The sequence below is a fragment of the Bacillus sp. T3 genome, assembly GCF_033449965.1.
GTDB lineage: Bacteria > Bacillota > Bacilli > Bacillales > Cytobacillaceae > Bacillus_BU.
In genome coordinates this window covers 1776397-1800530 of sequence record NZ_CP137761.1, presented here as the reverse complement: position 1 = coordinate 1800530, position 24134 = coordinate 1776397, and the positions used below count along the sequence as shown (strand labels likewise).

Sequence of the window (24134 nt, the reverse complement as noted above, 5' to 3'; positions counted from 1 at the left end):
AATAATAAAAGACTGCCCAGTTATGAGCAGCCCTTTTCAATAGTTGTTTATGAGAAATGAGAATTAATTGTATCTTCCACTTTCTTTAACATACCTTTATATGCATCTTCATTAAGGTATCCAATACTTCCGAATAGTAAGTGTTCCACAGGTTCAACTCCAGTAAAATCCCATATTCCAATGTCAGAAGTGGCTTTCAAACCTGCTGTCATACCAATTTCATCGTAAATCTCATTAGGAGTACCATGTGTATTGATGATAAAACCTTTTTTACCTTCTAATAGTTTAACTATACCTTCTGGTCCAGCAGAATAAGCAAACCCAAATGCAAACACTCGGTCTACATACCCTTTAATAATGGCTGGAAGACCAGTCCACCAAATAGGATAAATAAATGTTATGACGTCTGCTTCAGTGATAAATTCTTGTTCTGTTTTAATATCATCAGGAGTTTTTCCTGCTTTCATAGCTTCTGTATCTTCTGGTTTCAGTACAGGTTGAAAATCAAGTGCATATAAATCACGGACAACAACTTCGTGACCATTTTTCTTTATTGTATTAATCGTTGTATCTAAAATAGCATGGTTTAAACTTTCAGGGTTTGGATGTGCATAAACAATTAGATGTTTCATTTCAAATACCTCCAAGTATTAATATTTTTATTTTGACTATCGAATCAAATCAAATATTATAGTATTAGACTTATTTTTAAAAGTAGTTACTTTTTTATAACATAGTCACAAAAATAGTACCATTAAGGAAGAGAGGTATTTATGATGGCACGAAGTCGATTTAGTGACCCCCCTAAAGAACAAATAGAGGTTTGTCCAGTTACAGAAACTCAAGACATAATTGCAGGAAAATGGAAAATCATCATCCTATGGCATTTAAGCAGACAGACAAGAAGATTTAATGAACTGCAAAGGTTGCTACCTGATATTTCAAAAGGAATATTGACACGTCAGTTGAGAGAATTGGAAGAAGACCAAATGGTTCATAGAGAAGTATATAAAGAAATCCCTCCAAAGGTAGAATATTCGCTAACACCTATAGGGAAAAGCTTTATCCCTATCCTAGATAGTATGGGAGAATGGGGAAAAAATATAAAGGATTAAGAAAATGCTAAAGCCTTTAATGGCCTTTAGCTTTAGCTTTTCAATTATGTTGATGGTTAATCATAAATAACCTGCTCTATAAATTTATAAAATGCCAAGAAAATGAACTGCTGACATTAACAGTCCATTTTCTTGGCATTTTCGCGTCCTATAATTGAAAAACTAACATTAAAATCTTCCTATTAATAATAGGCTTTTCTTAAAAATATTTCGGAATATGATCAATTGACAGGCTTGAAACCAGTTTGTAATCCGCATCACGGCAGCGTACCATACAAACGGATTTGGGATATCGTTGCAAATTTTCGGGAAGTTCTTTAAAACCTAGCTGACAATAAAACATATGGTTTATATCGCTAAAAAGCATAAAAATGGGCTCGCTGCAATTATGTTCAATATGAAATAAACACTCTTTGATCATTTCGTTCCCGTAACCTAGCCCACGATAATCGGAGTTTATAACGATAGAACCAAGCCCAAAAAGAGGAACAATCTTATCTACAACTTTGATCTTCAGAGACAGAACAATGAGTGAACCAATAATATTGTTTTCTTTATCGACATAGACATATCGACTGCCAAATTCATCCTCTTTTTTATTTTCTTCGACATATCGCTCAAAGGTTCTCCCTTTCGGCCACTCCTTATAGCCCATTTTATAAACATATTCCAGTTCCTTCGGTACAATCTCTCGAAATAACATACTATTCTCCTTGTTTCATTTTTATTTATCATATACAAAACCATAAATATCTCGTGGGTCCAATTATTAATACGTAAAATGAGCGTTTATCCTTGGATAAGAGCCCTTATCTGGGTTAACCAAGATATGGTATGCACTTTATGATCGATTAATGGTTCTTCTACAAACACCCCGAAACTGAATAAACACCTTACTCTATTTATTGTTCTAAATATGGAATACTTGTGAATCAGTTATCGTTTAGGTGCCATACTAGAAATAAAATCATCAATGGAGGGCTTTATGGAACTTGCAGTTTTCTTTTTCCTATCCTGGCTTGGAATATCCATATTTACCGTTATAAAGAAAGAGTTAAATATTGTCCAAAACACTTTTATTTTTTTAATAATACTTATCATAAGTATTAATTTTTCATGGATAATAAACGATGAATTGAAATTAATTTCTGTACAAGAAAAATGGATACCGTACACAGCATACTTATTTAATCGCAATATTATTATCCCTATTCTTATCGTATTACACTTAAATCTCTTTATAAAAAATCGTTCACTTACCATGAAGGCAATTATCCTGATTTCTTCCGTATTGATTTTGCTAATTATTAGCTTTATTTCAATTCGATTAAACATAGCAGAATTCAAAAAGTGGACCTTTTGGTTTGAAGGGATATACTATCTATGCTTAAATCTTATTGCACTTTTTTCTATCACCTTATTTAAAAAAACATCTACGGAGGTGCCGAGATATAAATGATATTATGGGAATCTTTTGATAAAAATGAAATATATACCTTAGTTTTACTACTTTTGGCCTATACTGCATTTTTTGTTTTTCCTAAAAAACTCCCTCTTAATATCACTGTCATGTTATTAACATGGGGGTTTGCTACTTCAAATTTAGTTGATTTTACTATTGGTGGAGGATTACTCGATTTTTATAAAGTTAATGATTCTAACAGATACGAGCTTACTGATCTGTTGACCTATTTTCAATTCCCAGCTTTCAGTTACTTCTTTATTTATTTTTATAAGGTGCTTAATATAAATAAAAAGCGCTTTATTTTTTATATTATAGGATGGACTATAGTCGGGTTAACTATGGAAAAAATCTCCTCTCTCATGGGAGCAATCCATTATCAACATGGATATAAAATCTACTTTTCGGTGATTGTATTTTTACTAGTACTAACAACTACAGCTCTATATTATGAATTAATTAGGAAAAAACTTAAAATAACTTGAATAAGTTTATACAATGGTTACTGTCCTTTGCAGGACTGCGCCCGATTACTGAATATCGTTATCGAACTAAAGCACCTGTTAGTTGAATAAGGCTAATTACACTAACTTGTCCCATTAGTAAATCCATCTGGAAGTGTGGTTGTTTTATTTGTTAGGTATAAATAAAATAAGACAAGTCGGGGGATATTAGTTCACAAATGATCTTTACCGATTTATACAAGGATTTAAGTCCATACTCGTGTGATAGTCTGCCTCTGCGGCTCGAGTATCCCCCTTTGCTTTATATACTTCTGAGCGTACACGGTAATGAGTCCACTCTTTAGGCTCAATTTGAATACAGACATTGCAATCCTTTAGTGCATTATCAAACTGTCCCATCTTGGCATAAATTTTTGCTCTCCGATGATAGGAGTAGAGTATTGCTGGTTCTACTTCAATAGCCATAGTAATGTACTCAAGAGCCTCTTGAAATTGCCCGATTCTTTCATAAAATACCGCATTGTCCCAATAAGCATGTCTGTTTTTTGGATTTTCTTCAATTTCTTTCTTTAAAGCCAATATGGCGTTTTCTCTCTGCCCTAATTCAACATACACCTTAGCTAAATGTTTATGATACATATATTCTGGAGGTGCTAGGTTAACAGCCTGCTTTATATCCTCTAATGATTTCTCTAAATTACCTAATTCCCAAAATATAAGATGCCGTAGGAAATAAAAAAAGTAATGTTTTTGCGGCTCTAGCTCAAAAGCGACATCAAGATATTTAATTGCTAAATCATATTTCTTCTGAGACCAGTATGCTTTACTTAGCTCTACATATAGATCTCCATTTTGTGGATCAAGTTTAATTGCTTCAAAATAATCTTTATATATTTTCTCATTTTGGTTATCTGCATTTATACCAATGTTCTTTGATATCTCAGAATGATTTACATGATTGTTTAACTTACTTTCTCTATTTATGTTCTTGCAAAATCTAAATATGTTCATCTTTCATCCCCACTTGTACAGCTTTTTTCACTCCCGACATCCATCCAATATTCACTGTCCCTTTATTAAAGTTACTCTAACGAAAATTAATCTCTCTTCAATGACTTTTAAAAAGTACAAATACGACAACTATGTGAAATACCCATCAAGGCTATTGTAAGCCCTTCCATACCATGTTACTCTCAGGTGAAGTTAAGTACAAGGAGGGATTTATTTCTAAATGGCGAGTTTTATCCACTATTTGAACTGATTTAGCGTGGGAATATTAGTTGCCAATTAATTGCTTGTTGATTTTATCGTTGTCGTCCTACTAATCTTGGTGATTTTAATGGCAATTGCCCAAACTAGAATGACGAGAGGTTGATTCAATGAATGAGAAAAAAATGGATAATAAAACAGAATCCGGAATATCGCGTCGCCGTTTTTTAACTCTTGGTGTAGGTGCAGCAGGAACTGCAATCGCACTGGGTTATATTGGTGCGGCTGGAAAGTTTCTAGAACCACCGGTAGCCAATGCAGAGACGCTAAAAGAAGTAGGGAAAGTGTCCGATTTTGAGGAAGGTGTCCCTAAATTAATTACCTATCAAGGAAGTACCGTCGAAGAAGGGATTTACGTACTCAACATGGGAAAAGAAGGATGGCTTGCTCTAGAATTTCTCTGCACCCATTTACAGTGCGCGGTAAATTACGAAGATTCATCGAAAACATTCATATGTCCATGTCATGGGGGAGCGTTTGATATTAAAGGAAACATCCTCTTCGGACCGATTCCAAAGCCTTTGCAACGTCGGGTTATTGAAGTTCAAGGGGATTCTGTCAGAGTAGGGGGAATGTTGGTTTGAGAAAATGGCTTGACGATCGATTAAGGGTTCAGGAACTTCTAGACTCAATGTTTAATCACCCTGCTCCTAAACGAAGTAATTTTTTAGACTATTTAGGCTTTGCCACTTTATTTGCTTTTATTAATGAAGCAATAACTGGAATTTTATTGGCAACCGTATACATACCTTCAGCTAATGAAGCATACAGCAGTGTCAAGGCAATAGAAGCTTCAGGTGCTGAGAATTTTGTTCGCTCCTTACATGCATGGGGAGCAGATTTCATGATTGTTTTAGTGGTTTTACATTTGCTTCGAGTATTCTATGTAGGTGCTTATAAATACCCCCGTGAGTTGACCTGGGTTTCAGGAGTCATACTGCTTCTGGGAACCGTAGCATTAGGATTTACAGGTTATCTTTTACCTTGGGATCAAGAAGGATATTGGGCGACGACTGTTGGTACAGCAATGGCAGGTTATGTTCCGTTTATCGGGGATTATCTCGTACAGGTTTTGCGGGATGGCGTAAACGTTACGGGAGCGACATTGACCCGGTTCTTTGCAATCCATATACTTGTTCTCCCTGGGATTATCTTATTATCCTTCTTGCCTCATATCTTTTTTGTTCTTCGTCAAGGGATGACTTCTACAGACGAACTTACTAAAGCAAAACAGAGAGGGGAAGATATAACACAAAAGTCACGTCCTTTTTATCCAAATGAAGCTTTTCGGATGGCTTTTTTTATTTTACTTAATGCAGTTGCCCTTTTCATCCTAGCTAGTTATTTTCCCAAGGATTTGGGCGATCCAGCAGATCCACTAAACATGGAAAACTATACCCCTAAGCCTGCTTGGTATTTTATGGGTGTATATCAACTTCTAAAGTATTTTCCTGGGAAGTTGGATGTCCTAGCAATGGTTGGTCTACCTTTGATTGGAATTCTTATATTATTTTTCTTGCCGTGGATCGATCGTAATCCGAGTCGGTCACCTAAGAAAAGACCCGTTGCACTGGGTGTAGCAGCAGTATTAGTGATTGGGCTAGGTGTACTAACCTATCAAGGAATGAGTTCTGGACCTAAGGTTTTGGAAACGAAGGGAGTAGTTACTCATCCAAGTTTTCAAAAAGATATTGAACCTATTTTCCAGAATTATTGCTTACAATGTCATCCTCCATACAAGAGCTATTCTGGAATATTGAAGGAAGTAACTCCGGGAAACCCTGATAAAAGCCTGTTATATGATAGTATTACAGGAAAAGCTAAATTCCCGATGCCTCCGGGACAGCCATTGAATGAAGATACGATTCAAACTATAAAAAACTGGATTCAGGATGGGGCAAAGAATAATTAAAGATGTAAACCATGCAAGTTAATGCATAATAAATTGCAATAGTTTTATTTGAAATAATTTACTATCCATTATTTAGGTTGATTGAATGACTCCATTTCTTAAATGGAGTCATTTTACTATCTTGGTTATTTCATCCCTATTCATATCGGAAATGTTTTATTCTTTGTAATTTCGTATTATTTTAATGCAAATATGTCCGAAAAGAGATATGGGATGGTGGAAACTTTAAACCATTTACCTTTTCTCACTATTAGTAGTCGGGGGCGAAAATGCAACAACTTGGTCTGTTAATTGTAGCGGCCCATTTTTCATAGCCTTTAATAAGTTTTGGGGCAGGTTAATTTAAGTAATCTCTGAAAAAGTTTTGATTTCCAAATTCCAAAACCTATCAAAGCACCAAGCATATTAAGAATGAAATCATCTATATCAAAACTTCCCCTTCTTGTAACTAATTGTATAGCCTCGATAAAAAATAACAATATAATCATTGAAATAGTAAATATGCTGACTTTATTTATTTTAACTATGAAAAATGGAAGAAAAATCCCCATTGGCAAAAACATAAATAAATTACCCACAATGTTTTTGATAGGTATACTAATATTCATACTGCCATCAAATATTGCCTGAATATATGTACTGATTGTTTTAAATGGAACAAAATTTGAAGAATTCTTTATATATTCTATCAACGATAAGTCTGTCCATATATAACCTCTAATACCCACAAACATAACTCCCACAAACAACAGCATGACCAATGCTAATAAATAAAATATAAAACTGATACCCAAAATTACTTTTATTATATTTTTCATTTACTCCTCAACCAGTCTTTCTTCGCATTTTTAATGTTAGCGCTAAAACAATACTACTTCATTAGTTTAAGTGTAATCCTTAACAATCTTGATTGCATTATAAATAAGTGTTACTTTCCTCAACTATATGGCCAACTATAAAAGGGCGCATTTCTTTTTGAATTGCGCCCAATTGCTAAATATCGTTATCCAAGTTAGGCGCCATTTTTAAACTAATCCATTATTATTTTTTTAATTCGATGATAATAGGCTCAAGCTCAATTGTTGTATGACCTTTTCCATTATTAAGACTTGCGATTTGTATAGGTTGAATGATACAAGATGGGTAGTAAAAAGGACCAACGCATCTACGTTCACCCCTTTTTACTACCTTTTTTTATTTTTAACATCGAATTAGCATTTGTTTGAAATTCATATGGTACTTTCACTTCCTGAACTGTACAGCCAGTGTCAGCCAGATAACTAATTAAATTATCTAAATGCTCATATCTTTTTCCTTCTAAATCAACTAAAGGAAAAATACGAACTTCCTCTTTCGTAACTCTCAATAATTCCTTTAGCGTTTCGATATGAAATTGATAATTCAATCTATCGGCATACATAAATAGAAAATGTGCAGAGAGAAGAATATCAAATTCTGCACTCTTAAACGGCAAAGAAGGTAAAGTGGCAGGGATGTATCTTTCATTGGATTCCCTCATATCGTTAGCACAATCATGTAAGGCACTTAAACGATGTTTTCTAAGATCTTGTATATCATTGAAATAATCCCATTTATAATTGTTTTGGGCTTTTTGCATATGCTCCATTGCGTGTTCAATATCCTGGAGACCTTTATTTTTTAGGTCTTCCCCCGAATGGTAATAGGCAATATCGCAAGCTGTTACATCTAAACCCAATTTGTTACCAATAGCAGTAAATGAACAAGCTCCTGCTGGACAATCGAGTATTTTCTTTCCTTGCAGTTCTTCATCTGAAAGCGCGAACATATCCAAATACTCTTCAAAGGTCCTCCCAATAAAAACAATTCGTTCTAAATCTAACTTTATACTCTGCTCAACTCTACTCAACTAAAATCACCTCTTCTAAAAGATTACATTCATATTATCATGACAAATTGGTAATGATAACCTTTTTTGCATTTGTTATTACATTAACCTGCTCCTTTAATGGATTAAAGGTCAAGAAAAATGGACTGCTAAAATTAACAGTCCAAGTTGTTGCACTTTCGCGCCCTAGTCTGGAGGAATGAACCTTTTTATAGATTAAGTTCTTCTATGCTCTTGAAGATTCTTGAATACATTTCTTTTATGTGCTCTTCTGTCTTTTCATCATTGTACAAACCAAATCCCCAATCTTTTAATTGGTCCCCTTCTTGTGACCTAAGAACACCAACAGCATAGTTTTCACCAGGAGTCCACTTCCAAGAATCATCATATTCCGTTTCCTTCACAGTAAAAGGAATATGACTTTTAGCTGATACAAAAATGAATGGGATTTTAGATTTTAAGTAAACATCTGCGTACTGACTTTCAGCAGCTTGGCGAAGATTCTCTTCCATTACAAAGACTGCATCAAAAGAATTTAATTCTTTATTTGCCAATTCATCGAAAGTAATTTTACTAAAGCTCACTTGATCTTCTATAATTGCTGGTGGTTCTCCAACCACTGCTATTCTTAAATCCTTTCCTTCATACAATTCAAAGTTTGGGTTTTGGGAACAAGCTGATAATATAACAAATAGTGTTACTAATAAAAAATATAAAATTGATTTTGTTACATATAAAATTTTCATGTCCAACCTTTTAAAAACCATAAATCACCATCCAAATCATGTTAAAAACAGTCTCATAAACAATCTTTTAACTTGCAGATAGCGTCCTTATTTTATTGTAACATTATGTGAGAACTAGAAAATAAAAATAGTTAATACAGCATTCCAAGTAGTCTTGTTCCCTATCATAAAAGAGACGCATTTCTTAGTGAAATGCGCCCATAATTGAATAACTAAAATATATCTCTATCCTAAAATCACTTAGTTCCTCTTTCACTATCGGCCTCCGTTAGATTAAGTACATTTCTTTACAATGTTCTCGTACCGTACAATTCAAGTAGTGAAAAAAGCTGAATGGTATTCAAGTCTTCAATTGAACTACTATTCACACTTATAGTTATATTGAAAATAAAAAGCTCGTACACAATAGCCTTGACTGATATGTACGAACTCTTCATTTTTTTACTTTTGTTGATTTTGGTCTTGGTAAAAAGCTTCATTCAAATGGGCTATTTGTTACTTTTATCATTTTAAATTATATCAAAGAATAATTACTCTCCTTTATATTCCCTAGTCATCTCTTCATATTTCTTCTTTATCTTCTCTATTTTTCTAGGATTTGTTTCATTTTCCAAAAGGGATTTTACTTGACTTAACTGGAATTGTTCTATTTCCTGTTGTAGATGTTCAATATTTGCTTCTGTTTTACTATTCTTGAATTCATCTAGAGTTCCCTGATAACCTTTTAGCTTTTTATTATCAATAATTAAAAGTTCAGTACTAAGCTCATTAATAAACGCTTCATCATGACTGGCAAATATTATCGTTCCTTCATATTCTTTTAAAACACTTTTTATTACCTCAATTGACGGTAAATCCAAATAGTTTGTAGGTTCATCTAAAATAAGCAAATTATAATCTGATACAATCAACTTTGCAAAAGATAACCTAATTTTTTCTCCACCACTAAGTACTGCAACCTTTTTATCAAAATCCTCAATTGAAAACAGTAAATTCATTAATACTGTATATACAGTATCATTTTCTTGTACACTATCAACCAAGACAGACTCCAGTAAAGTTTTATCTGGCTGCAAATTTTCAAACTCTTGGTACAGATAACCAATTTTTAATTTTGGTACAGTATAGATCCCCTCATACTTATTTCTTATTAAAGAAAAAAGAGTCGATTTACCACTGCCATTATCCCCCAATACAGCAACTTTTTGCTTGTTTCGGATTTCAAAAGAGGCGTTATTTAAAATCAAATGATAATCATATCCAAAAGTTATTTCTTCACCGCGAATTAATATTTTATTTTTCGGAGGATTTGTTAGTTCAAAATTAATTTGAATTTTTGCCTGTCCTTCGACCTTTTCTTTTACATCTAACTGCTTTATACGTGATTGCACAGCTTTTGCTTGCTTTGCTATTGCTTTTTGTCGCCCTCCAAAAGACTTATAAGTAGATAAGAAGCTTCTAGCTCGAATTTCAGAACTACTCATATTCTTTGGCTTATCTGTTATCGCTTCAGCTTGCTTTTTTTTCTGCAAATAAGCTTCCTCTAAATGCTTTTTCTTTGCTTGATAATTTTCGTATTCTCTTTTCTCTGTGAAAATTTGAAGTTCTTTCTGTTGTTTGTACGCTGTATAATTCCCGTCAAAACAGTGTATGGTTTTGTTGTCAATCTCAATAATTCTATTACACAATTCATCTAATAAAGTTGTATCGTGGCTAATAATCATTATCGTATTATATTTTTCCAAATTTCGCTTTAGCAAATGAATCCCATTAGAATCTAAATTCGCTGTTGGTTCATCTAGCAAAAGGATTGAACTATTCTTAGAAAAAGTCTCAGCTAAACGTACACGAGTTTTTTCCCCACCACTGAACCAACCTTCTGATATTGATGAGCTAGAGTGGAATTCTCTCAATTGCCAAGATCCTGCTGATTCCTGGTATTGACCAAATTGTTTATAATAAGAGATATCACCCTTAACCTCAATCATCCCCTTGTCAGGAGCTATATCACCGTTAATGATCTCCAACAAAGTCGTTTTTCCACTTCCGTTTAACCCGACCACACCAATAATATCGTTCTTATAAACAATAAATTTATCAAAAGCAAAAAGAAGCTTACCACCAAAATGCTTTTCAATACCTGTCATTTTTATCAATTCCATACAATCGCCTCCCTTTCTAGCGACTAAGTTAATAAAAAGATATCATAAAAATTTAGGGATTTTGGTACACACATAATTATAAAAAAAGATGCGCCAAGATTAACTCAGCGCATCTACTCTATATAATTTTTTTATTTTCTTTTTTCACTTGTCTAATTATTCGCTGAATACTTTTTATAGCTAGAAAATATTTCTGTGATAATTGTTCATATGTCATACCGTCAGAGAAATCCTGATAAATAGCCGAATTGCGGGAAAACAACAGTTGTTTTGTATTCGTTCTTGTTCCCCAAGCTACTTTATTTGTGGATTTCTTTGGAATATATATAATTCCACCATCAATATATTTTTGGATTTCTTCAATTATTTCTAATGGCAGGATTTCAGTTGCTTTTTGATATTGATAGCTCATTTGGCTCCTCCTAAAAAGTAATATTTAGGATTAGCACAAGCTATTGAAAATTGATTTATATATTAGACAATAGCCTATGCTATGCCAAAGTAATAATTACCCCCATCATTCCAAGCCACCTTCCCTAAGGATATTTTTATTATAAGTTAATTTTATTTTCGAAACAATTGAATATCATATTCTTATTGACTCCGTTTTTTTGACAAAAAGAAAAATAGACCAAGATGCATTGGGTGTATCATGAACCTGCTCGTTGGTTTAAGTGTATTCCTTAAAAATCTTGGTAGTATTATAAATACGTGGTTACTTTCCTCAACTATATGGCCTGATTACAGAATAAGAAAAGGGTTGCGCAGCTACCTCCGTTGTTTTACTCTAGCTCCTATAGATTTTCATAAAGTAAAAGGGTTACATTACTACTTTTGTTTCTACACCAAAATGGTCGGAAATGACTGCCTTGTTTTTCCCATTGAAGATTACACTGGAATAATCTACCTTAACAGCCTGGTTTGACAAAATTAAGTCGATACGCAAGTCTTTCTTATTATTATCCCAACCATTTATTTTTCCTTTTACTGTTATTCCGTTATCTTTTTCTCGAGCCAATGGATAAGTATCATAAAGACCTTGGTTTAACAAATATTCGTACCCTTCTCCTTCGAGTTGAGTGCTGTTGTTAAAATCCCCCAACAGAAAGAACTGCTCAACCTGATTTACATTTTGTAGAAGTGTGTCTAAATGGTATTTAAATGGTTCCTCTTCATCTCCCCACCATCCCATATGACAAGAATAAAAAGATATTGGTCTATTACTATAGTTAATTTTAGCCCCAATAATTTTACGTGTTTTCCAATTGTTAATATCCACAACCTTTGAAACATAGAAGGAATATTCTTCAACGATTGGAAATTTTGTTAGAATAGCAAGACCCTCCTCATACTTCTCCTCTATTTCATTTGAAGAGTCCCAAACCAACGAATATTCTGTTACCTCTAACTTTTTAAGCTCTTGTAACAATATGTAAGCGAAATTACTAGATTTCACATTCTTATATACATACTCTTCCTCAATCAATTGATTTACTTCTTGTAAGGCAATAACATCATATGATTTTTCTTTAATTGTTTGTGCGAGGTATTTAATTTTTTCTATTTGATCTTCCTCTTGCCAGGAATGACAGTTTAATGTTAGCAATTTCATTTAATGGCTCCTCCCAATATTTTGTTGGATGCGTTCTCCACATTCATACCTACTTCAATTTAAACTGTTCCTCTTTCAATAAATTTTACTCCGAATTCCTTATTAGATATTTCACCACATATAGCTTGAAGAAAAAGTTTATTACCTATATCCACAAGGGGAATTTCTATTGTTGTGATATTCATTATTTCCGCAATTGGCTGATTATTGAAACCAATAATTGCGAGTTGATCTGGTACTGATATAAGTTCTTTTTGACAACTAGTAACAATCCCTGCAGCAGCTTGATCATTTGTTACCAACAGTGCAGTTGGGGGTGAATCCATAGCATTTATTTGGTTAACCACTTTTTTACCGTCTTCAATATGAATACAATTATCAAATATAAAGTTAGGATTGTAGGGTAATTTATTCTGACTAATAAAATCCTTATATGCTAATTCACGTTCAATACTGCTCGGTCCCGACTTTCTACCAATACAATATCCAATTTTCCTATGCCCTTTATCATATAAATATTTTAGTGCCTCATAAAAAATCTTGTAATGATTCATATAGGCTGTTGACACAACTTTTTCATTAAGATTTTCACATAACACTATGGGTCCAAATGGCAAATGTTCTTTGATGATTGACCAATCACAAGATCTTGAACAAATAATTAAAGCGTCGATTTGCTTTTGTTTCAACATTTGGAACGCTTCCATTTCTCTGCTTTCAATATAACCCGTTTGAAATAGGATTAACTTGTAGTTGTGTTTATTTGCTTGTCTTGATATTCCTTTTAATATTAGGGAAAAGTAGGGATAATCTAAAAATGGTAAAACGACACCAATCATCTGAGTCTTACCTTTGCTTAAATTTACTGCATTTATGTTTTTGTAATAGTTAGTGTCCTTAATTGCCTTTAAAACAGCATTTCTTTTTTCTTGGTTGATATATGGATAATTATTTAATACACGAGAGACTGTCGATACAGACACGCCCGCCAGCTTCGCCAAATCTTTTATATTTGTCATTTGTTCTCCTTCATAGAAGTCATCTTCTTAATTGATTGACATTAATTTAGATTAGAAAGTTCGTCAAGAACAAGGTTATTTTCTATAATTTCATTCCCAAATAGGTTCCATAGGACATGTAACTGACTACTTTTATTCAGATTTTTTTTAGGTTTGAATGAACAATTACCGCTATAAAATTGTGAATCACTATTGCAATAGTTAAAAATAGCTTCAAGTTCACCTTGCTGATTTACCATTCCAATTAATTCTCCATTTACAATATTCTTCCCGACAAACTTTGCACTAATAATTCCACCATACTTTTTGAATTGAAACCTCGTTCCAGTTGTTATATCCCTTATTTCACTATCTGTACTACAAACAAAAATTTGATTATCAAAGTATTGCAATAGAATACCCCCTAGAAATTTATTGTTCCATGGTTTATTCCGATTAGATTAATAGCTTATATCAATTTCATTAATTCCTTTTTTAACACCTTAACAGGATAATTTAATTGTAATATTTGAAACGCGTTTCAAGTCAAATAAAACATTTTAATATTTTAAAGATACTTAGATAATTAAAAGAAAAAAGGGCTCATTGGCCCTTTTACGAATATCTATTAATTTAAACTTTGTCCTACTAATCGTGATGCACTTCTTTAATTTAATTGATTCGTTAGTTTAATTGTTATCCTTCACAACTTCTTCCTAACTTTAGCAAATTTGCACTAACTGTTATTAAACAATTTGGCCCATTGTGAGGTAACTTTATTGCCACTCAACAGTTCTTTCATTCACCTTTCAGTTTAGTCCTGTTGCCAGCCCAATACCACCTTTTGGTCCAGTTACAATTACCACTTTATCTTTCATTTCTGTCATGAAAATTTCCTCTTTATGATTTAAACAGTTTAAATTCAACATGAGGTCAAATAAATCATTTTACTTTTTTATAAATTTTTTGATTACCTTTAAAAAAAGATTATTTAAGAGAGAATTCTATTTATTCCGTTTTGTAATGAATTCGCAAACACCCTGTTTATTTTAATTTCCCGCCAAATACCGGGAAGAAGCTATGCTCACCATAATTCTGGATATGATCTACATTCTTTAAAGTCTCCATATCTGCATCTAGAATAGTAAAATCAAGATCTGCATTGTTTCTCATGTGATCCGGATTTGCCGTCTTAGGTATTACTACAAGACCAAGTTGTAAGCAATAACGTAGGCAAAGCTGGGCAACTGATACCCCGTACTTATCGGCTATGACTTTAATTTCTGCATTATCAAGGACTGCACCATGAGCAATTGGTGAATATGCCTCTACCAGAATGTCTTTATTCTTGCATAATTCAATTAACTCGAAAGGAGTATTGCTAACATGTGCCAATATTTGATTTACCATGGGCTTGATATCACAACTTGACAGAATATTTTCTATATCATCCTGAAGGAAGTTAGAAAGACCGATTGCCTTTACCTTGCCTGTCTTATAAGCATCCTCCATTGCTTTCCATATTTCTTTGTTTTCCTCGAAGTAACGGTTCTCCTCACGGAATTCCTTCCAAGGCTGTGGGCTGTGGATAATCAGTAGGTCAATATAATCCAATCCCATCTTTACTAAAGACTCATCGATTGACTTTGTTACAGCATCATAGGTCTTTGCTTCTGCAGCAACCTTTGTCGTGATGAAAAGTTCTTCTCTTGCGACACCGCAGGAACGGATTCCTTCGCCTACACCAATTTCATTCATATACGCCTGAGCAGTATCTATATGATGATATCCGATAGATACCGCATCACGGATTGCCTGTGCTGCCTGTACATCGTCAAGTAGCCATGTACCAAGACCTAATTTTGGAATTTCTATACCATTTGATAATTTGTAAGTTTCGTTAAACATGCTTTTGTCTCCTTTGCATTGTTATATTTTTGTAGTGCTTTGTCTTATAACCCTCTGAATGATCTTATTTAATTCTATTAATCCGAAGGAGCTAAGCTAAATCCACTTAACAAATCAATATTGATTGATTAATCAACATCTGTTTATAATTATAAATAGATTAAAGTTGCGTTCAATGGTTAAATTAACGCAATTCGTTGATTACTCAACACATCAATAAAAATTGTTGATTTTTTTTAGATAAACCTTTTATCCTCATTACTTGGATAAATTTGATTTACTGGATAAAATCATTGAAGAACATATTAATGAACTAAGGGTAATGTGCGAATCAGCAGCTGAAATAGATTTAGATTTTGTAAAATCGAATGTAGGCTGGTTCGAATACTTTGAGAGCAACTATTCATTCTTTTCAACGTTGTTAGCAAGTAGTAAAGCATCATCTTTTCGTAGTTGGTTCCAAGAGCTTCTGACTGAGGAAATGAAAAATGATATTGACACAACAAAAGTGATAAATCGAGAATTGTATGAATCCTTCCTTCACTAAACTCCATCCGTTAGCTGAACAAGCAAAAAGACCGCCGCAGCGATCTTATCTTTAACTATTGCACCCATTAGTTCAATAAAAATTAATGACTTCACCAAATGCTTGTAATCAAGCGAATTATCATTCTTGGTATAAACATTAAGATGTTCCAGACTATTTCAAATAATATAGATCCACCAATCTCATCTAGCATTTCTTTAAAAATCCCATCCTGCTTTTCTTTTTTTTCCTTTGTCATCCCACGTCTCCCAAACACATAATTTATACCATTTGTAACTAACCTTCACCATTACTCTAAGTACATTTCTTCATCACAATATCTTCAAATTTTTTCATTATTCTACAACTTGTTGCTCAACAACCTGTCCCAAATGATAATAAGCACTGATCCTTATTAATAGATAGCTCCCTTAAAATTGTTTAACTAACATAAAAATCTCCATTTTAAAAAAATCCAAAATTAAATTCCGCATACATCATAGTTGATAAAGAAGGTGAAAACCTTACATTATTTTTTGTACCAAGTTCATTTTTCAATTTTTCCGTAGTTGTTGTCCGAGTTTATTATAGTCCTTTTTCAATTCAATACCGTTTTGGAACTCAATGTTTCCTTGCTCATATCAATCCTTCTATCATGTACATATCATCCCAAAATAAGATTAAAGAAATGTGCTATTAACTTAATAAACTTGTCCACACTATATAACTTTTATTTCATACTCTGTAATTAAAAGGAGGTGATTTTAAATGCCAAGACCACATTTTAACTCTGCAAGTGCAACAGGACCAAACAACGACGGATCACTAGACATTGATTTTAAATTTAGTGGATTAGGGGATAACGTCACCATCACAGTAACAGCATCAGCTGATGCAACTGCTGTTTATGCGTGCCAAAATAATGGTGGGAATTTTCCTTCCGACCCTAAAAAAACAGAAGAAACTGGAACCGTAATGGCTTCAGGTGATTTTACATCTAAAAAAAATGGGTCATTTCAAGGGTCGCTTACACTCGAGCCGCCACCATCAGATTTAACTTGCCCAGGGGGTCAAAAAAGAGTATTAGTATCCGTAAAGTACACTAATGTTACTCTTACTGGAGGCGGAGATACTCTTCAAATACCTGGAACTTTCACTAAAACCTTTTTTAATATCTAGGTAGACAGTGGACTTCAACAAAAGCTACTGTACACCAGTAAAGGGTTCCGGTTTGAGGTGCTAACTCAATAAATGGAATTAGAAAGTGACGCATGAATTGGCACACGTCACTTTCTTTTTCATGTTAACCTACTTTCTATCTTTAGGATGTTTAATTCTATAAATGATTGAAACCATTATATTCGAAAGAAAGAATAAGGGGTTCCCCTGCATATTCCTTTGAAGACTTAATTCTCCAGCATTCATTGCGTCGTACATTTCTCCTTGTTTCTTACCTTTTAATTTATTCTTTTTTTCTTCTTCTTTTAATTCTATTAAAGAACGATATTGAAAAGGTGATATCAAAAGTGAAATAAAAACATATAAACCAACAATTGATAAAAAAATGTATAATTCCATTTTAAACACCCCAATTACTTCAATAACTCACTAAAACCTTTAATTTATATACGTTTAAATGTATTTAAAAGTTTCGTGAAATTCTTTCATTAAATTAGCTCAATACATTAAGAAGAGCACATTTCTTTTGGAGAAATGGCCCTATTGTTGCAAAAAGCTGAGAAAAAGCTCAGCAATTTCGAGTTCCATTAGTCATGTACTTTTAAGCTGTTTAGCATTTCTGCTGGTGCAGCTTGTAAATAGTCGATTAATTCAATGTGTCCTAAATCTAACTCACCAATTTTTTCATATCTTCTTTAGTTAATTCAAAATCAAAAACATCCAAGTTTTGTTTCATACCATTTGGATTAGTTGATTTTGGAATCACTACGACATGATCCAAAATTGCACAAAAATTTGTGAAGTCGTGTACTTACTTCAATAAGAAAAAGGCATTACCGTTGTTACGGTAATGCACCAGTTAGCTGAATATGACTTATACTTAAATCTCACCGTGATTAATGGTTTACTATTTACTTACCGTTCCAAATGTTTTCCGTTTGCTTACCCAATCTGCACATAGATAAATAATTATATAAATGGGAAAGGAATAAATATATTCCCAATGTACCATGGTATAAAATCCTATCCGGTCAAAAAAAGGTTCTCCAACGAATGAAACAATCCCGCTATAAAATATAGACTTTTTAACTGGTGATATATAAGGTCTATATTGCATTAACAGAGTCATTGATACTGGAAACAAACAAAAATCCCAAGGAAAATAGGAGGGAATTGATGGTATTACTTTTCCTGTGTAGTACCAAAAACCAGAGACAACACCAAAAAAGTCTAACAAACAAGTAGTTATTATGATAAAAAAAGCCGAAAACATAAAACGAGCAGTGTTCTGTTTGTCTCTAAATTCCCACCATATAACCCAAGGAATAATTGTTAAGCCTAATGAAACCCACCAATCCCAATGTAATAGGGTATGTTCCTTCCAAAAGTCAAAATATCTATCGTTTACTTTATCTACATCTTTATATAGTTCTCCAACTATTTTTGCTTTCTCATTTTGATTCATATACACCCAGCTTACTATTTATAAATTATAGTTTTGCGATACCTTTATAATTTCAGTAAGTAAGAATGTAATTATACAAATCCTCTTTATCTTTATTCAACCTGCCCTTTAATTGATTAATGTCCAAGTTGTTGCATTTTCGCGCCTGATTATGGAATATTGATAAATATGAAATTTTCTTTTGCACAAAAAAGAATACTCGTTCCATTTTTTCATTTCCGTTAATTATTAATCTTTTTATTATCCAAGCAAACTACCTGATAATACAACTAATCCTACAACGATTACTATGCCGATACCTTTAAAAATAAAATTCATTCGTTCCATTGCTTCCATCATTTTAAATTCCACCTTTAACTGATTTATTAATTACATCATAAATGTTAAAACTGGGATTTTTATGAAAAAGACAAAATACCTTTTTACACTTATTTTTTATACTTTTTCAATTCTTTATCCAATATAATTAGACGCCTTTTTACTAAATTGCGCCTTAGTATGTAAATACGAGCTGATCCTTGTTTATGGATAGCACCCTTTAATGGAATAACTAAGATATCCAAAACCAACTAATTCTTCTTAAACTAACTCACCCGTTAGCGTAAGTACATTACTTCACAATCTTACTCTCCATACGGTGACATTTAAAGTTATGATTAGGATTTTTCGTAACCTCTTCTTTCTGAAGTTCATACATGGCGATTTTATAGTTGATTTTTTCCAAATTTTTTATACTTTCGTCAATTTTCTTCTGCACTTCCAATTTATGTTGCTTTAACATTTCTTCTCTATACAAAAAGGTAGAATTCCCTTGTTCGTAAAGTTCCTTATATTCCTTAATTTTCGAAAGTGGCATTCCTGTTTCTCTAAGACAACGAATAAAAGAAATCCAATCTACAAGTTGTTCATTATATACTCTTCGACCTATTTCATCACGAGATACATCTTGCAGTAACCCTTGTTCTTCATAAAATCTAAGTGTCTTTGCCGTTATATTTAAGTTCTCCACTACATATTTCATTGGATACAACATTCCCTTTTCCTCCTTAGTTACAGTTACAGTTACAGTTACTGTAACTAAGAGAATATCATGAGGAAGAATATTATAGCAATAACCTTGTGTATTACACATTATAATCATTTACTCTTGTCTTCCCCTTACGTCAACTATTTATACTAAAGTAGACTTCTAATGGGGAGAGTTTTGATGGCTCAACATGATAACAATTATGCACTAAGATAATCTTTCATCATTAGAAGAATTTAGGATAAAGAGGTTATAAAAATGAATCAAAAATACAGTAAGTTAATTGAACCATTCACATTTAGAAGCGGAATAACAATCAAAAATAGAGTCGTTATGGCACCTATGACAACTTGGTCAAGTAATGACGACCTTACCATTTCGGATGAAGAGGTAAAATATTACAAACAAAGAGTAAATGGAGTAGGACTCGTCATTACAGGTTGTACTCATGTTTCACCTAATGGGCAAGGCTTTACGAATGAATTTGCTGGATACAACGATGAATTTATTCCCAGTTTACGAAAATTAGCTGATGCAGCCAAAAGTGGAGGTTCCCCTGCTGTACTTCAGATTTTTCATGCAGGCGATAAAGCCTTGCCTGGGTTGGATACAGTCAGTGCGAGTGCATATCAAACTGAAGCAAGTGTAGAAACAAGAGAACTATCACATGAGGAAATCCTGTCCACTATTCGTGCTTTTGGCGACACAACGAGAAGGGCAATTGAAGCTGGATTTGATGGTGTCGAAATTCATGGGGCTCATGGATTTTTAATTCAAAACTTCTGGTCTCCAGCAACCAATCAACGGACAGACCAATGGGGTGGAACACTTGAGAATCGACTGCGTTTTCCATTGGCAATTATTAAAGAAATCAAAAAGGTAATTGATACATATGCTACCAAACCATTCATTTTAGGATACCGATTTTCTCCTGAAGAATCCTCCAAAGTCGACGGATTACGGATGGAAGACACATATGAACTTATTGATTTCCTTATTGAACAAAATTTAGATTATATACATGCTTCATTAGGTCAAGTGTCTTCAAAGCCAGTTGATAGTCAAGATGAAAAAACAATGCTTGAATTAATTATTGAAAGAGCAAACGGTAAGGTACCTGTGTTGGCTGCTGGTTCTATGATAACATCAGATGATGCACTTAAAGCCATGGAATTAGGTTTACCGCTTGTAGCTATTGGGCATGCGTTAATTATGAATCCTGATTGGGTTGAAAAGGTCGCAAATGGACTTGAAGCCGATATCGCTTCTGAGTTGGACTTAACGAAACTTGACCAGCTTAATATTCCAGAAAAACTATGGAATGTAATTCAAGCAAGGTCAGGTTGGTTTAATATTAGTAAATAAAAAAGTAGTCCTACGGGTACGGGTTCTATTTTGAAGTACAAAACCTGGAATGGCAGGTAAAAAAGAAATTAATTTAACGTCAAAAAAGCACTCCATCGATCTCTAAAGGGTTGTGTTTTGAGGTGCATATCATATAAATAGCAATTAAAAAGGCTTGCAAACTGACATCAGTTTTGCAAGCCTTTTTTTGGGTTTATGGAGCTTGGTGATTTTATCAGTAAATTCTTATTTTCCAAATAAAAATTTTTAGTTCATTATTATAAGAGTTAAATTCAAAAGAGACCTAAATCTTCCTTGTTCTAGAACAGGAAATATGATTGGATAATAAGTTTCACCATTTAATCCTTTTCTTTACTCCCTTCTTATATAAGTTGGAGGGAGCCATCTTTTTGTGAACAAAAAAAGAGAGATCCCTAAAAACTATACTTTTGGGAAACCATCTCTTTTTTCATTATATTTAAGAATACATTTCTATAATTTTAATGGCTGCCCCTCAAATGCTTTAACCTCTAATGGTGCAGCCAAGAAATCCTTTGCTTTGGCTACGAACTTGGTAAAGTGATCGCTTGAGTTATGGCTGCCAACAGCTTGCATATCCTGCCAAACTTCCACCATCATAAATACATGTTCATTTTCTACATCTTTTTGAAGGCGATAAGAAATATTTCCGTTCTCTTCTCTTGAAGAGGAAATAAGCGGTTGGATTTCCTCTAGAAACAGGTTCTCCTTCGCTGGGTTTATTTGGAATGTAGCATGAATGATAATCATTAAACCTCAATCCCCTCTTGTTTATATTTCATTACTTCCATTGTGCGACTTGGTCAATTGGGAGACGTACAGATGGGTGCCCGTTATCAGCCGCTTTACCAATAGAAATCAACATAACCGGAATATAACGGTCCTTATCCAATCCAAAAGCCTCAGCAATTTGGTCTTTTTCATATCCTCCAATTGGATTTGTATCATATCCATAAGCGCGGGCAGCAAGCATTAATTGCATTGATACAAGACCGCCATCTACCAAAACAACCTCTTTCATCTCTTCGCGTGAAATGGTTTCAAAGTAGCTAGAAAAGGATGTCTGAATTCGCTCTTTTACCTCTAGAGGCATAAATCCCTTATCTACAGCTGCGCCGTAGATTTCTTCGAACTTCTCAAAATTATTCAAATCACCAAAAACCGCAATAACAGCTGATGATGTTTCAACCTGGGTCTGATTGAACCGAGCTAGAGGGGCAAGTTTTGCTTTTGCCTCAGGGCTTTCAATCACAAGAAAACGCCATGGCTGCATATTTACGGAAGATGGAGCACGTGTTGCGAAGGTAAGAATTTCTGCCATCTCTTCGCGGCTAATTTTTACAGATGGATCGTAATTTTTTATAGAACGGCGTTCTGTTATAATTTTATTAAAATCATTCGTAACTTGTGCTGTAGTCTTACTAGTCATTCTTATATTCTCCCCTTATTATGTTAAGTACTTATTCTAACGTTTGGAAAACAAATAGTTATTCATTTTAGACAAAAAATATTTTTAATGTCTAACCAGTTTTTTATTAATCAGTACAAAATCATGTCAAAAAAACGGCAATCTCATCTAATAGATGTTTACCATAATACCTTCAACGATTTGTTCCGCCAAAGCGCGATTACGTGTAGTTGCGTTGAGAGTACGGAGACCATAGTAACTACACAAAAAACTTTTTGATAGCTCGAAGGCAGATCTGCTAGATTTAATCTCTCCAGATTGAATTCCTTTCTCTATTACACGATGGAGAACACTTTCCAGACGTTCAGCGTGACTACTAGCAACACTTTCAACCGCTGAGTCTATTCTAGCACGCTCCATAGTGGCTTTAATTAACAAACAGCCTTTACTCGTTTCCTCAAAGTCCTTTTCCACAGCCCATTCTAACAAATTGCGTAGCCTTTCTTGGGCTGAACCAGGTCCTTCTTCTAAAATAGCAGTTTGCACCTGAATCCAGTGCTCATGATAACGATGGAGCGTTTGTTCATACAATTCATGTTTACTTCCAAACGCATTATATAAACTACCTCGTCCTAGCCCAGTGCTACTACATAAATCCTCAGTAGAACATGCTTCATATCCTTTTAACCAAAAAACGTCCATTGCTGCGTCGAGAACTTCTGGATTGTTAAACTCCCGTGGTCTACCACAATTACTCATGTTTTCTACCCCCTTCCTTACCCAAAGAGTGATGAGTTAAATACAGTATAAACTTTTTGTAACGAACAGTCAAAAATTCAAATCTTTAGCTTACATATTTCATTCTGCAGATTTAGGAACATTCCTTTGCCTATCTAAACCACAATTTGCGGATAATTTTTGGTAGTTGGACTATAGGTAATTATTAATTTGCACAGCCTTTATGACTTTATTTTACAGTTCATTGCTTCATACGTTTGTCCAGATGTATAAAATACAATTTATTTGTAAGCAAGCATCCCATCTGCAAAATGAAAATGCAGTATCTAATTCTCTATCAATCCTCATATGATGACCTGATTCATCTGAAAAATTGTTTGTAGCTTTTTCTTCTACTATCTATATTTCAACTATAATTGCCCTAAGTTAGAATAATTAATAATTGTATATTGCAGTGATTTTCATCTTATAAATTAGTTAGTTTGTGAAATAGTATACTTAAAGTAAACTGCCATTAGTTTGAGTGTACATCTTCACAATATCTTCCTTCTTACAAATTTTTCTTTAAAAGTGATGTTCCACAATCTTGCCCAAACATGAAATAGGCGCAATCATCTATTTGAGCGCGCCCGATCACTGAATATCGTTATTGAAGGAAAACACCCGTTTAACTGAAGAGGAATTTCTAATTTTTATTACATTTGGATAATTCTTCACGTAATTTTTTTATCTCTTCTGTTTGGTTTAAGATATTATTATTCACTTTTCTTAAAGCACCATAAACCGCAAAAATTCCCGAAAATACTAAGAAACCGACCAGTAAATCCATATTCACTCTAACTTAATTTTATATATTAAATTAATAATATTCAAATTTGGGTAATTCAGTAATA

Annotated in this window: 26 protein-coding genes; 7 read left to right on the top strand and 19 right to left on the bottom strand. The window is 33.5% G+C overall.

The features are described from left to right. Positions 1-47 precede the first annotated feature (47 nt). A complete protein-coding gene (locus tag RGF10_RS09330) occupies positions 48-632 on the bottom strand; it encodes an NAD(P)H-dependent oxidoreductase (protein ID WP_318508762.1) in 585 nt (194 codons plus the stop codon). Between the two features lie 144 nt (positions 633-776). Between RGF10_RS09330 and RGF10_RS09325 the strand changes: the two genes are divergently transcribed. Then, complete coding sequence (locus RGF10_RS09325) at positions 777-1115, top strand: winged helix-turn-helix transcriptional regulator (RefSeq protein WP_318509392.1); 339 nt, start codon at positions 777-779, stop codon at positions 1113-1115. 199 nt (positions 1116-1314) lie between these two features. Here RGF10_RS09325 and RGF10_RS09320 read toward each other — a convergent pair whose 3' ends face one another. Beyond that, positions 1315-1818: a GNAT family N-acetyltransferase gene (locus RGF10_RS09320; RefSeq protein WP_318508761.1), complete on the bottom strand. Its 504-nt coding sequence runs from the start codon at positions 1816-1818 to the stop codon at positions 1315-1317. A gap of 752 nt (positions 1819-2570) precedes the next feature. Between RGF10_RS09320 and RGF10_RS09315 the strand changes: the two genes are divergently transcribed. Beyond that, positions 2571-3062 carry a hypothetical protein gene (locus RGF10_RS09315; protein WP_318508760.1) on the top strand — a complete coding sequence of 164 codons (492 nt, stop codon included), beginning with the start codon at positions 2571-2573 and terminating at the stop codon, positions 3060-3062. A gap of 204 nt (positions 3063-3266) precedes the next feature. On the opposite strand, the gene RGF10_RS09310 is transcribed toward RGF10_RS09315, so the two are convergent. Continuing rightward, positions 3267-4052, bottom strand: coding sequence for a tetratricopeptide repeat protein (locus tag RGF10_RS09310; RefSeq protein ID WP_318508759.1), 786 nt, complete (start codon positions 4050-4052; stop codon positions 3267-3269). A 368-nt stretch (positions 4053-4420) separates the two neighbouring features. Between RGF10_RS09310 and RGF10_RS09305 the strand changes: the two genes are divergently transcribed. Beyond that, positions 4421-4894: a QcrA and Rieske domain-containing protein gene (locus tag RGF10_RS09305; RefSeq protein ID WP_318508758.1), complete on the top strand. Its 474-nt coding sequence runs from the start codon at positions 4421-4423 to the stop codon at positions 4892-4894. After that, positions 4891-6222 (top strand): cytochrome b N-terminal domain-containing protein, encoded by a 1332-nt coding sequence (locus tag RGF10_RS09300; RefSeq protein WP_318508757.1) that lies wholly within the window; start codon positions 4891-4893, stop codon positions 6220-6222. The genes RGF10_RS09305 and RGF10_RS09300 overlap by 4 nt, the downstream gene beginning before the upstream one ends. 317 nt (positions 6223-6539) lie before the next feature. On the opposite strand, the gene RGF10_RS09295 is transcribed toward RGF10_RS09300, so the two are convergent. The 9 genes from RGF10_RS09295 to RGF10_RS09255 all read right to left on the bottom strand — a co-directional run bounded on the left by RGF10_RS09295 (position 6540) and on the right by RGF10_RS09255 (position 15515). Beyond that, positions 6540-7040, bottom strand: a complete 501-nt coding sequence (locus RGF10_RS09295) for a VanZ family protein (RefSeq protein WP_318508756.1) — start codon at positions 7038-7040, stop codon at positions 6540-6542. 353 nt (positions 7041-7393) lie between these two features. Continuing rightward, positions 7394-8110 carry an SAM-dependent methyltransferase gene (locus RGF10_RS09290; protein WP_318508755.1) on the bottom strand — a complete coding sequence of 239 codons (717 nt, stop codon included), beginning with the start codon at positions 8108-8110 and terminating at the stop codon, positions 7394-7396. 188 nt (positions 8111-8298) lie between these two features. Beyond that, positions 8299-8835, bottom strand: a complete 537-nt coding sequence (locus tag RGF10_RS09285) for a hypothetical protein (protein WP_318508754.1) — start codon at positions 8833-8835, stop codon at positions 8299-8301. Positions 8836-9365: 530 nt separating this feature from the next. After that, complete coding sequence (gene abc-f, locus RGF10_RS09280) at positions 9366-10997, bottom strand: ribosomal protection-like ABC-F family protein (protein ID WP_318508753.1); 1632 nt, start codon at positions 10995-10997, stop codon at positions 9366-9368. A 118-nt stretch (positions 10998-11115) separates the two neighbouring features. Further along, positions 11116-11409, bottom strand: coding sequence for a CD3324 family protein (locus RGF10_RS09275; protein ID WP_318508752.1), 294 nt, complete (start codon positions 11407-11409; stop codon positions 11116-11118). Positions 11410-11817: 408 nt separating this feature from the next. Beyond that, positions 11818-12609, bottom strand: coding sequence for an endonuclease/exonuclease/phosphatase family protein (locus RGF10_RS09270; RefSeq protein ID WP_318508751.1), 792 nt, complete (start codon positions 12607-12609; stop codon positions 11818-11820). Positions 12610-12668: 59 nt separating this feature from the next. Further along, positions 12669-13628, bottom strand: coding sequence for a LacI family DNA-binding transcriptional regulator (locus RGF10_RS09265; RefSeq protein WP_318508750.1), 960 nt, complete (start codon positions 13626-13628; stop codon positions 12669-12671). A 41-nt stretch (positions 13629-13669) separates the two neighbouring features. Next, on the bottom strand, positions 13670-14020 hold the full coding sequence (locus tag RGF10_RS09260) for an avidin-fold protein (protein WP_318508749.1): 351 nt from the start codon (positions 14018-14020) through the stop codon (positions 13670-13672). 631 nt (positions 14021-14651) lie between these two features. After that, on the bottom strand, positions 14652-15515 hold the full coding sequence (locus tag RGF10_RS09255; protein WP_318508748.1) for an aldo/keto reductase: 864 nt from the start codon (positions 15513-15515) through the stop codon (positions 14652-14654). Positions 15516-15777: 262 nt separating this feature from the next. Here RGF10_RS09255 and RGF10_RS09250 point away from each other — a divergent pair, with 262 nt between their 5' ends. After that, positions 15778-16062 carry a hypothetical protein gene (locus RGF10_RS09250; protein ID WP_318508747.1) on the top strand — a complete coding sequence of 95 codons (285 nt, stop codon included), beginning with the start codon at positions 15778-15780 and terminating at the stop codon, positions 16060-16062. 91 nt (positions 16063-16153) lie between these two features. Here RGF10_RS09250 and RGF10_RS09245 read toward each other — a convergent pair whose 3' ends face one another. Next, positions 16154-16300: a hypothetical protein gene (locus RGF10_RS09245; protein ID WP_318508746.1), complete on the bottom strand. Its 147-nt coding sequence runs from the start codon at positions 16298-16300 to the stop codon at positions 16154-16156. Between the two features lie 509 nt (positions 16301-16809). Between RGF10_RS09245 and RGF10_RS09240 the strand changes: the two genes are divergently transcribed. Beyond that, the gene (locus RGF10_RS09240) at positions 16810-17220 is read left to right on the top strand and encodes a hypothetical protein (RefSeq protein WP_318508745.1); all 411 of its coding nucleotides are present in this window, start codon (positions 16810-16812) and stop codon (positions 17218-17220) included. 129 nt (positions 17221-17349) lie between these two features. On the opposite strand, the gene RGF10_RS09235 is transcribed toward RGF10_RS09240, so the two are convergent. The 3 genes from RGF10_RS09235 to RGF10_RS09225 all read right to left on the bottom strand — a co-directional run bounded on the left by RGF10_RS09235 (position 17350) and on the right by RGF10_RS09225 (position 19718). Further along, positions 17350-17619: a DUF3949 domain-containing protein gene (locus RGF10_RS09235; protein ID WP_318508744.1), complete on the bottom strand. Its 270-nt coding sequence runs from the start codon at positions 17617-17619 to the stop codon at positions 17350-17352. A gap of 508 nt (positions 17620-18127) precedes the next feature. Further along, positions 18128-18685 (bottom strand): CBO0543 family protein, encoded by a 558-nt coding sequence (locus RGF10_RS09230; RefSeq protein ID WP_318508743.1) that lies wholly within the window; start codon positions 18683-18685, stop codon positions 18128-18130. Positions 18686-19295: 610 nt separating this feature from the next. After that, positions 19296-19718, bottom strand: a complete 423-nt coding sequence (locus tag RGF10_RS09225) for a MerR family transcriptional regulator (protein ID WP_318508742.1) — start codon at positions 19716-19718, stop codon at positions 19296-19298. Positions 19719-19970: 252 nt separating this feature from the next. Here RGF10_RS09225 and RGF10_RS09220 point away from each other — a divergent pair, with 252 nt between their 5' ends. Continuing rightward, positions 19971-21077, top strand: a complete 1107-nt coding sequence (locus tag RGF10_RS09220) for an NADH-dependent flavin oxidoreductase (RefSeq protein ID WP_318508741.1) — start codon at positions 19971-19973, stop codon at positions 21075-21077. A gap of 471 nt (positions 21078-21548) precedes the next feature. Here RGF10_RS09220 and RGF10_RS09215 read toward each other — a convergent pair whose 3' ends face one another. The 3 genes from RGF10_RS09215 to RGF10_RS09205 form a co-directional block, all read right to left on the bottom strand. Next, positions 21549-21845, bottom strand: a complete 297-nt coding sequence (locus RGF10_RS09215; protein WP_318508740.1) for a putative quinol monooxygenase — start codon at positions 21843-21845, stop codon at positions 21549-21551. A 31-nt stretch (positions 21846-21876) separates the two neighbouring features. Continuing rightward, on the bottom strand, positions 21877-22524 hold the full coding sequence (locus RGF10_RS09210; RefSeq protein ID WP_318508739.1) for a nitroreductase family protein: 648 nt from the start codon (positions 22522-22524) through the stop codon (positions 21877-21879). Between the two features lie 147 nt (positions 22525-22671). Beyond that, positions 22672-23262 carry a TetR/AcrR family transcriptional regulator gene (locus RGF10_RS09205; protein ID WP_318508738.1) on the bottom strand — a complete coding sequence of 197 codons (591 nt, stop codon included), beginning with the start codon at positions 23260-23262 and terminating at the stop codon, positions 22672-22674. Positions 23263-24134: the final 872 nt, after the last annotated feature.

Bases quoted from the DNA above. Each gene is read 5' to 3' on its own strand.
- RGF10_RS09275 (WP_318508752.1), bottom strand. From the start codon at position 11,409: ATGAGCTATCAATATCAAAAAGCAACTGAAATCCTGCCATTAGAAATA.
- RGF10_RS09240 (WP_318508745.1), top strand. From the start codon at position 16,810: ATGCCAAGACCACATTTTAACTCTGCAAGTGCAACAGGACCAAACAAC.
- RGF10_RS09285 (WP_318508754.1), bottom strand. From the start codon at position 8,835: ATGAAAATTTTATATGTAACAAAATCAATTTTATATTTTTTATTAGTA.
- RGF10_RS09320 (WP_318508761.1), bottom strand. From the start codon at position 1,818: ATGTTATTTCGAGAGATTGTACCGAAGGAACTGGAATATGTTTATAAA.
- RGF10_RS09310 (WP_318508759.1), bottom strand. From the start codon at position 4,052: ATGAACATATTTAGATTTTGCAAGAACATAAATAGAGAAAGTAAGTTA.
- RGF10_RS09225 (WP_318508742.1), bottom strand. From the start codon at position 19,718: ATGTTGTATCCAATGAAATATGTAGTGGAGAACTTAAATATAACGGCA.
- RGF10_RS09215 (WP_318508740.1), bottom strand. From the start codon at position 21,845: ATGATTATCATTCATGCTACATTCCAAATAAACCCAGCGAAGGAGAAC.
- RGF10_RS09270 (WP_318508751.1), bottom strand. From the start codon at position 12,609: ATGAAATTGCTAACATTAAACTGTCATTCCTGGCAAGAGGAAGATCAA.
- RGF10_RS09330 (WP_318508762.1), bottom strand. From the start codon at position 632: ATGAAACATCTAATTGTTTATGCACATCCAAACCCTGAAAGTTTAAAC.
- RGF10_RS09220 (WP_318508741.1), top strand. From the start codon at position 19,971: ATGAATCAAAAATACAGTAAGTTAATTGAACCATTCACATTTAGAAGC.
- RGF10_RS09315 (WP_318508760.1), top strand. From the start codon at position 2,571: ATGATATTATGGGAATCTTTTGATAAAAATGAAATATATACCTTAGTT.
- RGF10_RS09210 (WP_318508739.1), bottom strand. From the start codon at position 22,524: ATGACTAGTAAGACTACAGCACAAGTTACGAATGATTTTAATAAAATT.
- RGF10_RS09265 (WP_318508750.1), bottom strand. From the start codon at position 13,628: ATGACAAATATAAAAGATTTGGCGAAGCTGGCGGGCGTGTCTGTATCG.
- RGF10_RS09205 (WP_318508738.1), bottom strand. From the start codon at position 23,262: ATGAGTAATTGTGGTAGACCACGGGAGTTTAACAATCCAGAAGTTCTC.
- RGF10_RS09305 (WP_318508758.1), top strand. From the start codon at position 4,421: ATGAATGAGAAAAAAATGGATAATAAAACAGAATCCGGAATATCGCGT.
- RGF10_RS09295 (WP_318508756.1), bottom strand. From the start codon at position 7,040: ATGAAAAATATAATAAAAGTAATTTTGGGTATCAGTTTTATATTTTAT.
- RGF10_RS09325 (WP_318509392.1), top strand. From the start codon at position 777: ATGGCACGAAGTCGATTTAGTGACCCCCCTAAAGAACAAATAGAGGTT.
- RGF10_RS09255 (WP_318508748.1), bottom strand. From the start codon at position 15,515: ATGTTTAACGAAACTTACAAATTATCAAATGGTATAGAAATTCCAAAA.
- RGF10_RS09230 (WP_318508743.1), bottom strand. From the start codon at position 18,685: ATGAATCAAAATGAGAAAGCAAAAATAGTTGGAGAACTATATAAAGAT.
- RGF10_RS09245 (WP_318508746.1), bottom strand. From the start codon at position 16,300: ATGACAAAGGAAAAAAAAGAAAAGCAGGATGGGATTTTTAAAGAAATG.
- RGF10_RS09235 (WP_318508744.1), bottom strand. From the start codon at position 17,619: ATGGAATTATACATTTTTTTATCAATTGTTGGTTTATATGTTTTTATT.
- abc-f (WP_318508753.1), bottom strand. From the start codon at position 10,997: ATGGAATTGATAAAAATGACAGGTATTGAAAAGCATTTTGGTGGTAAG.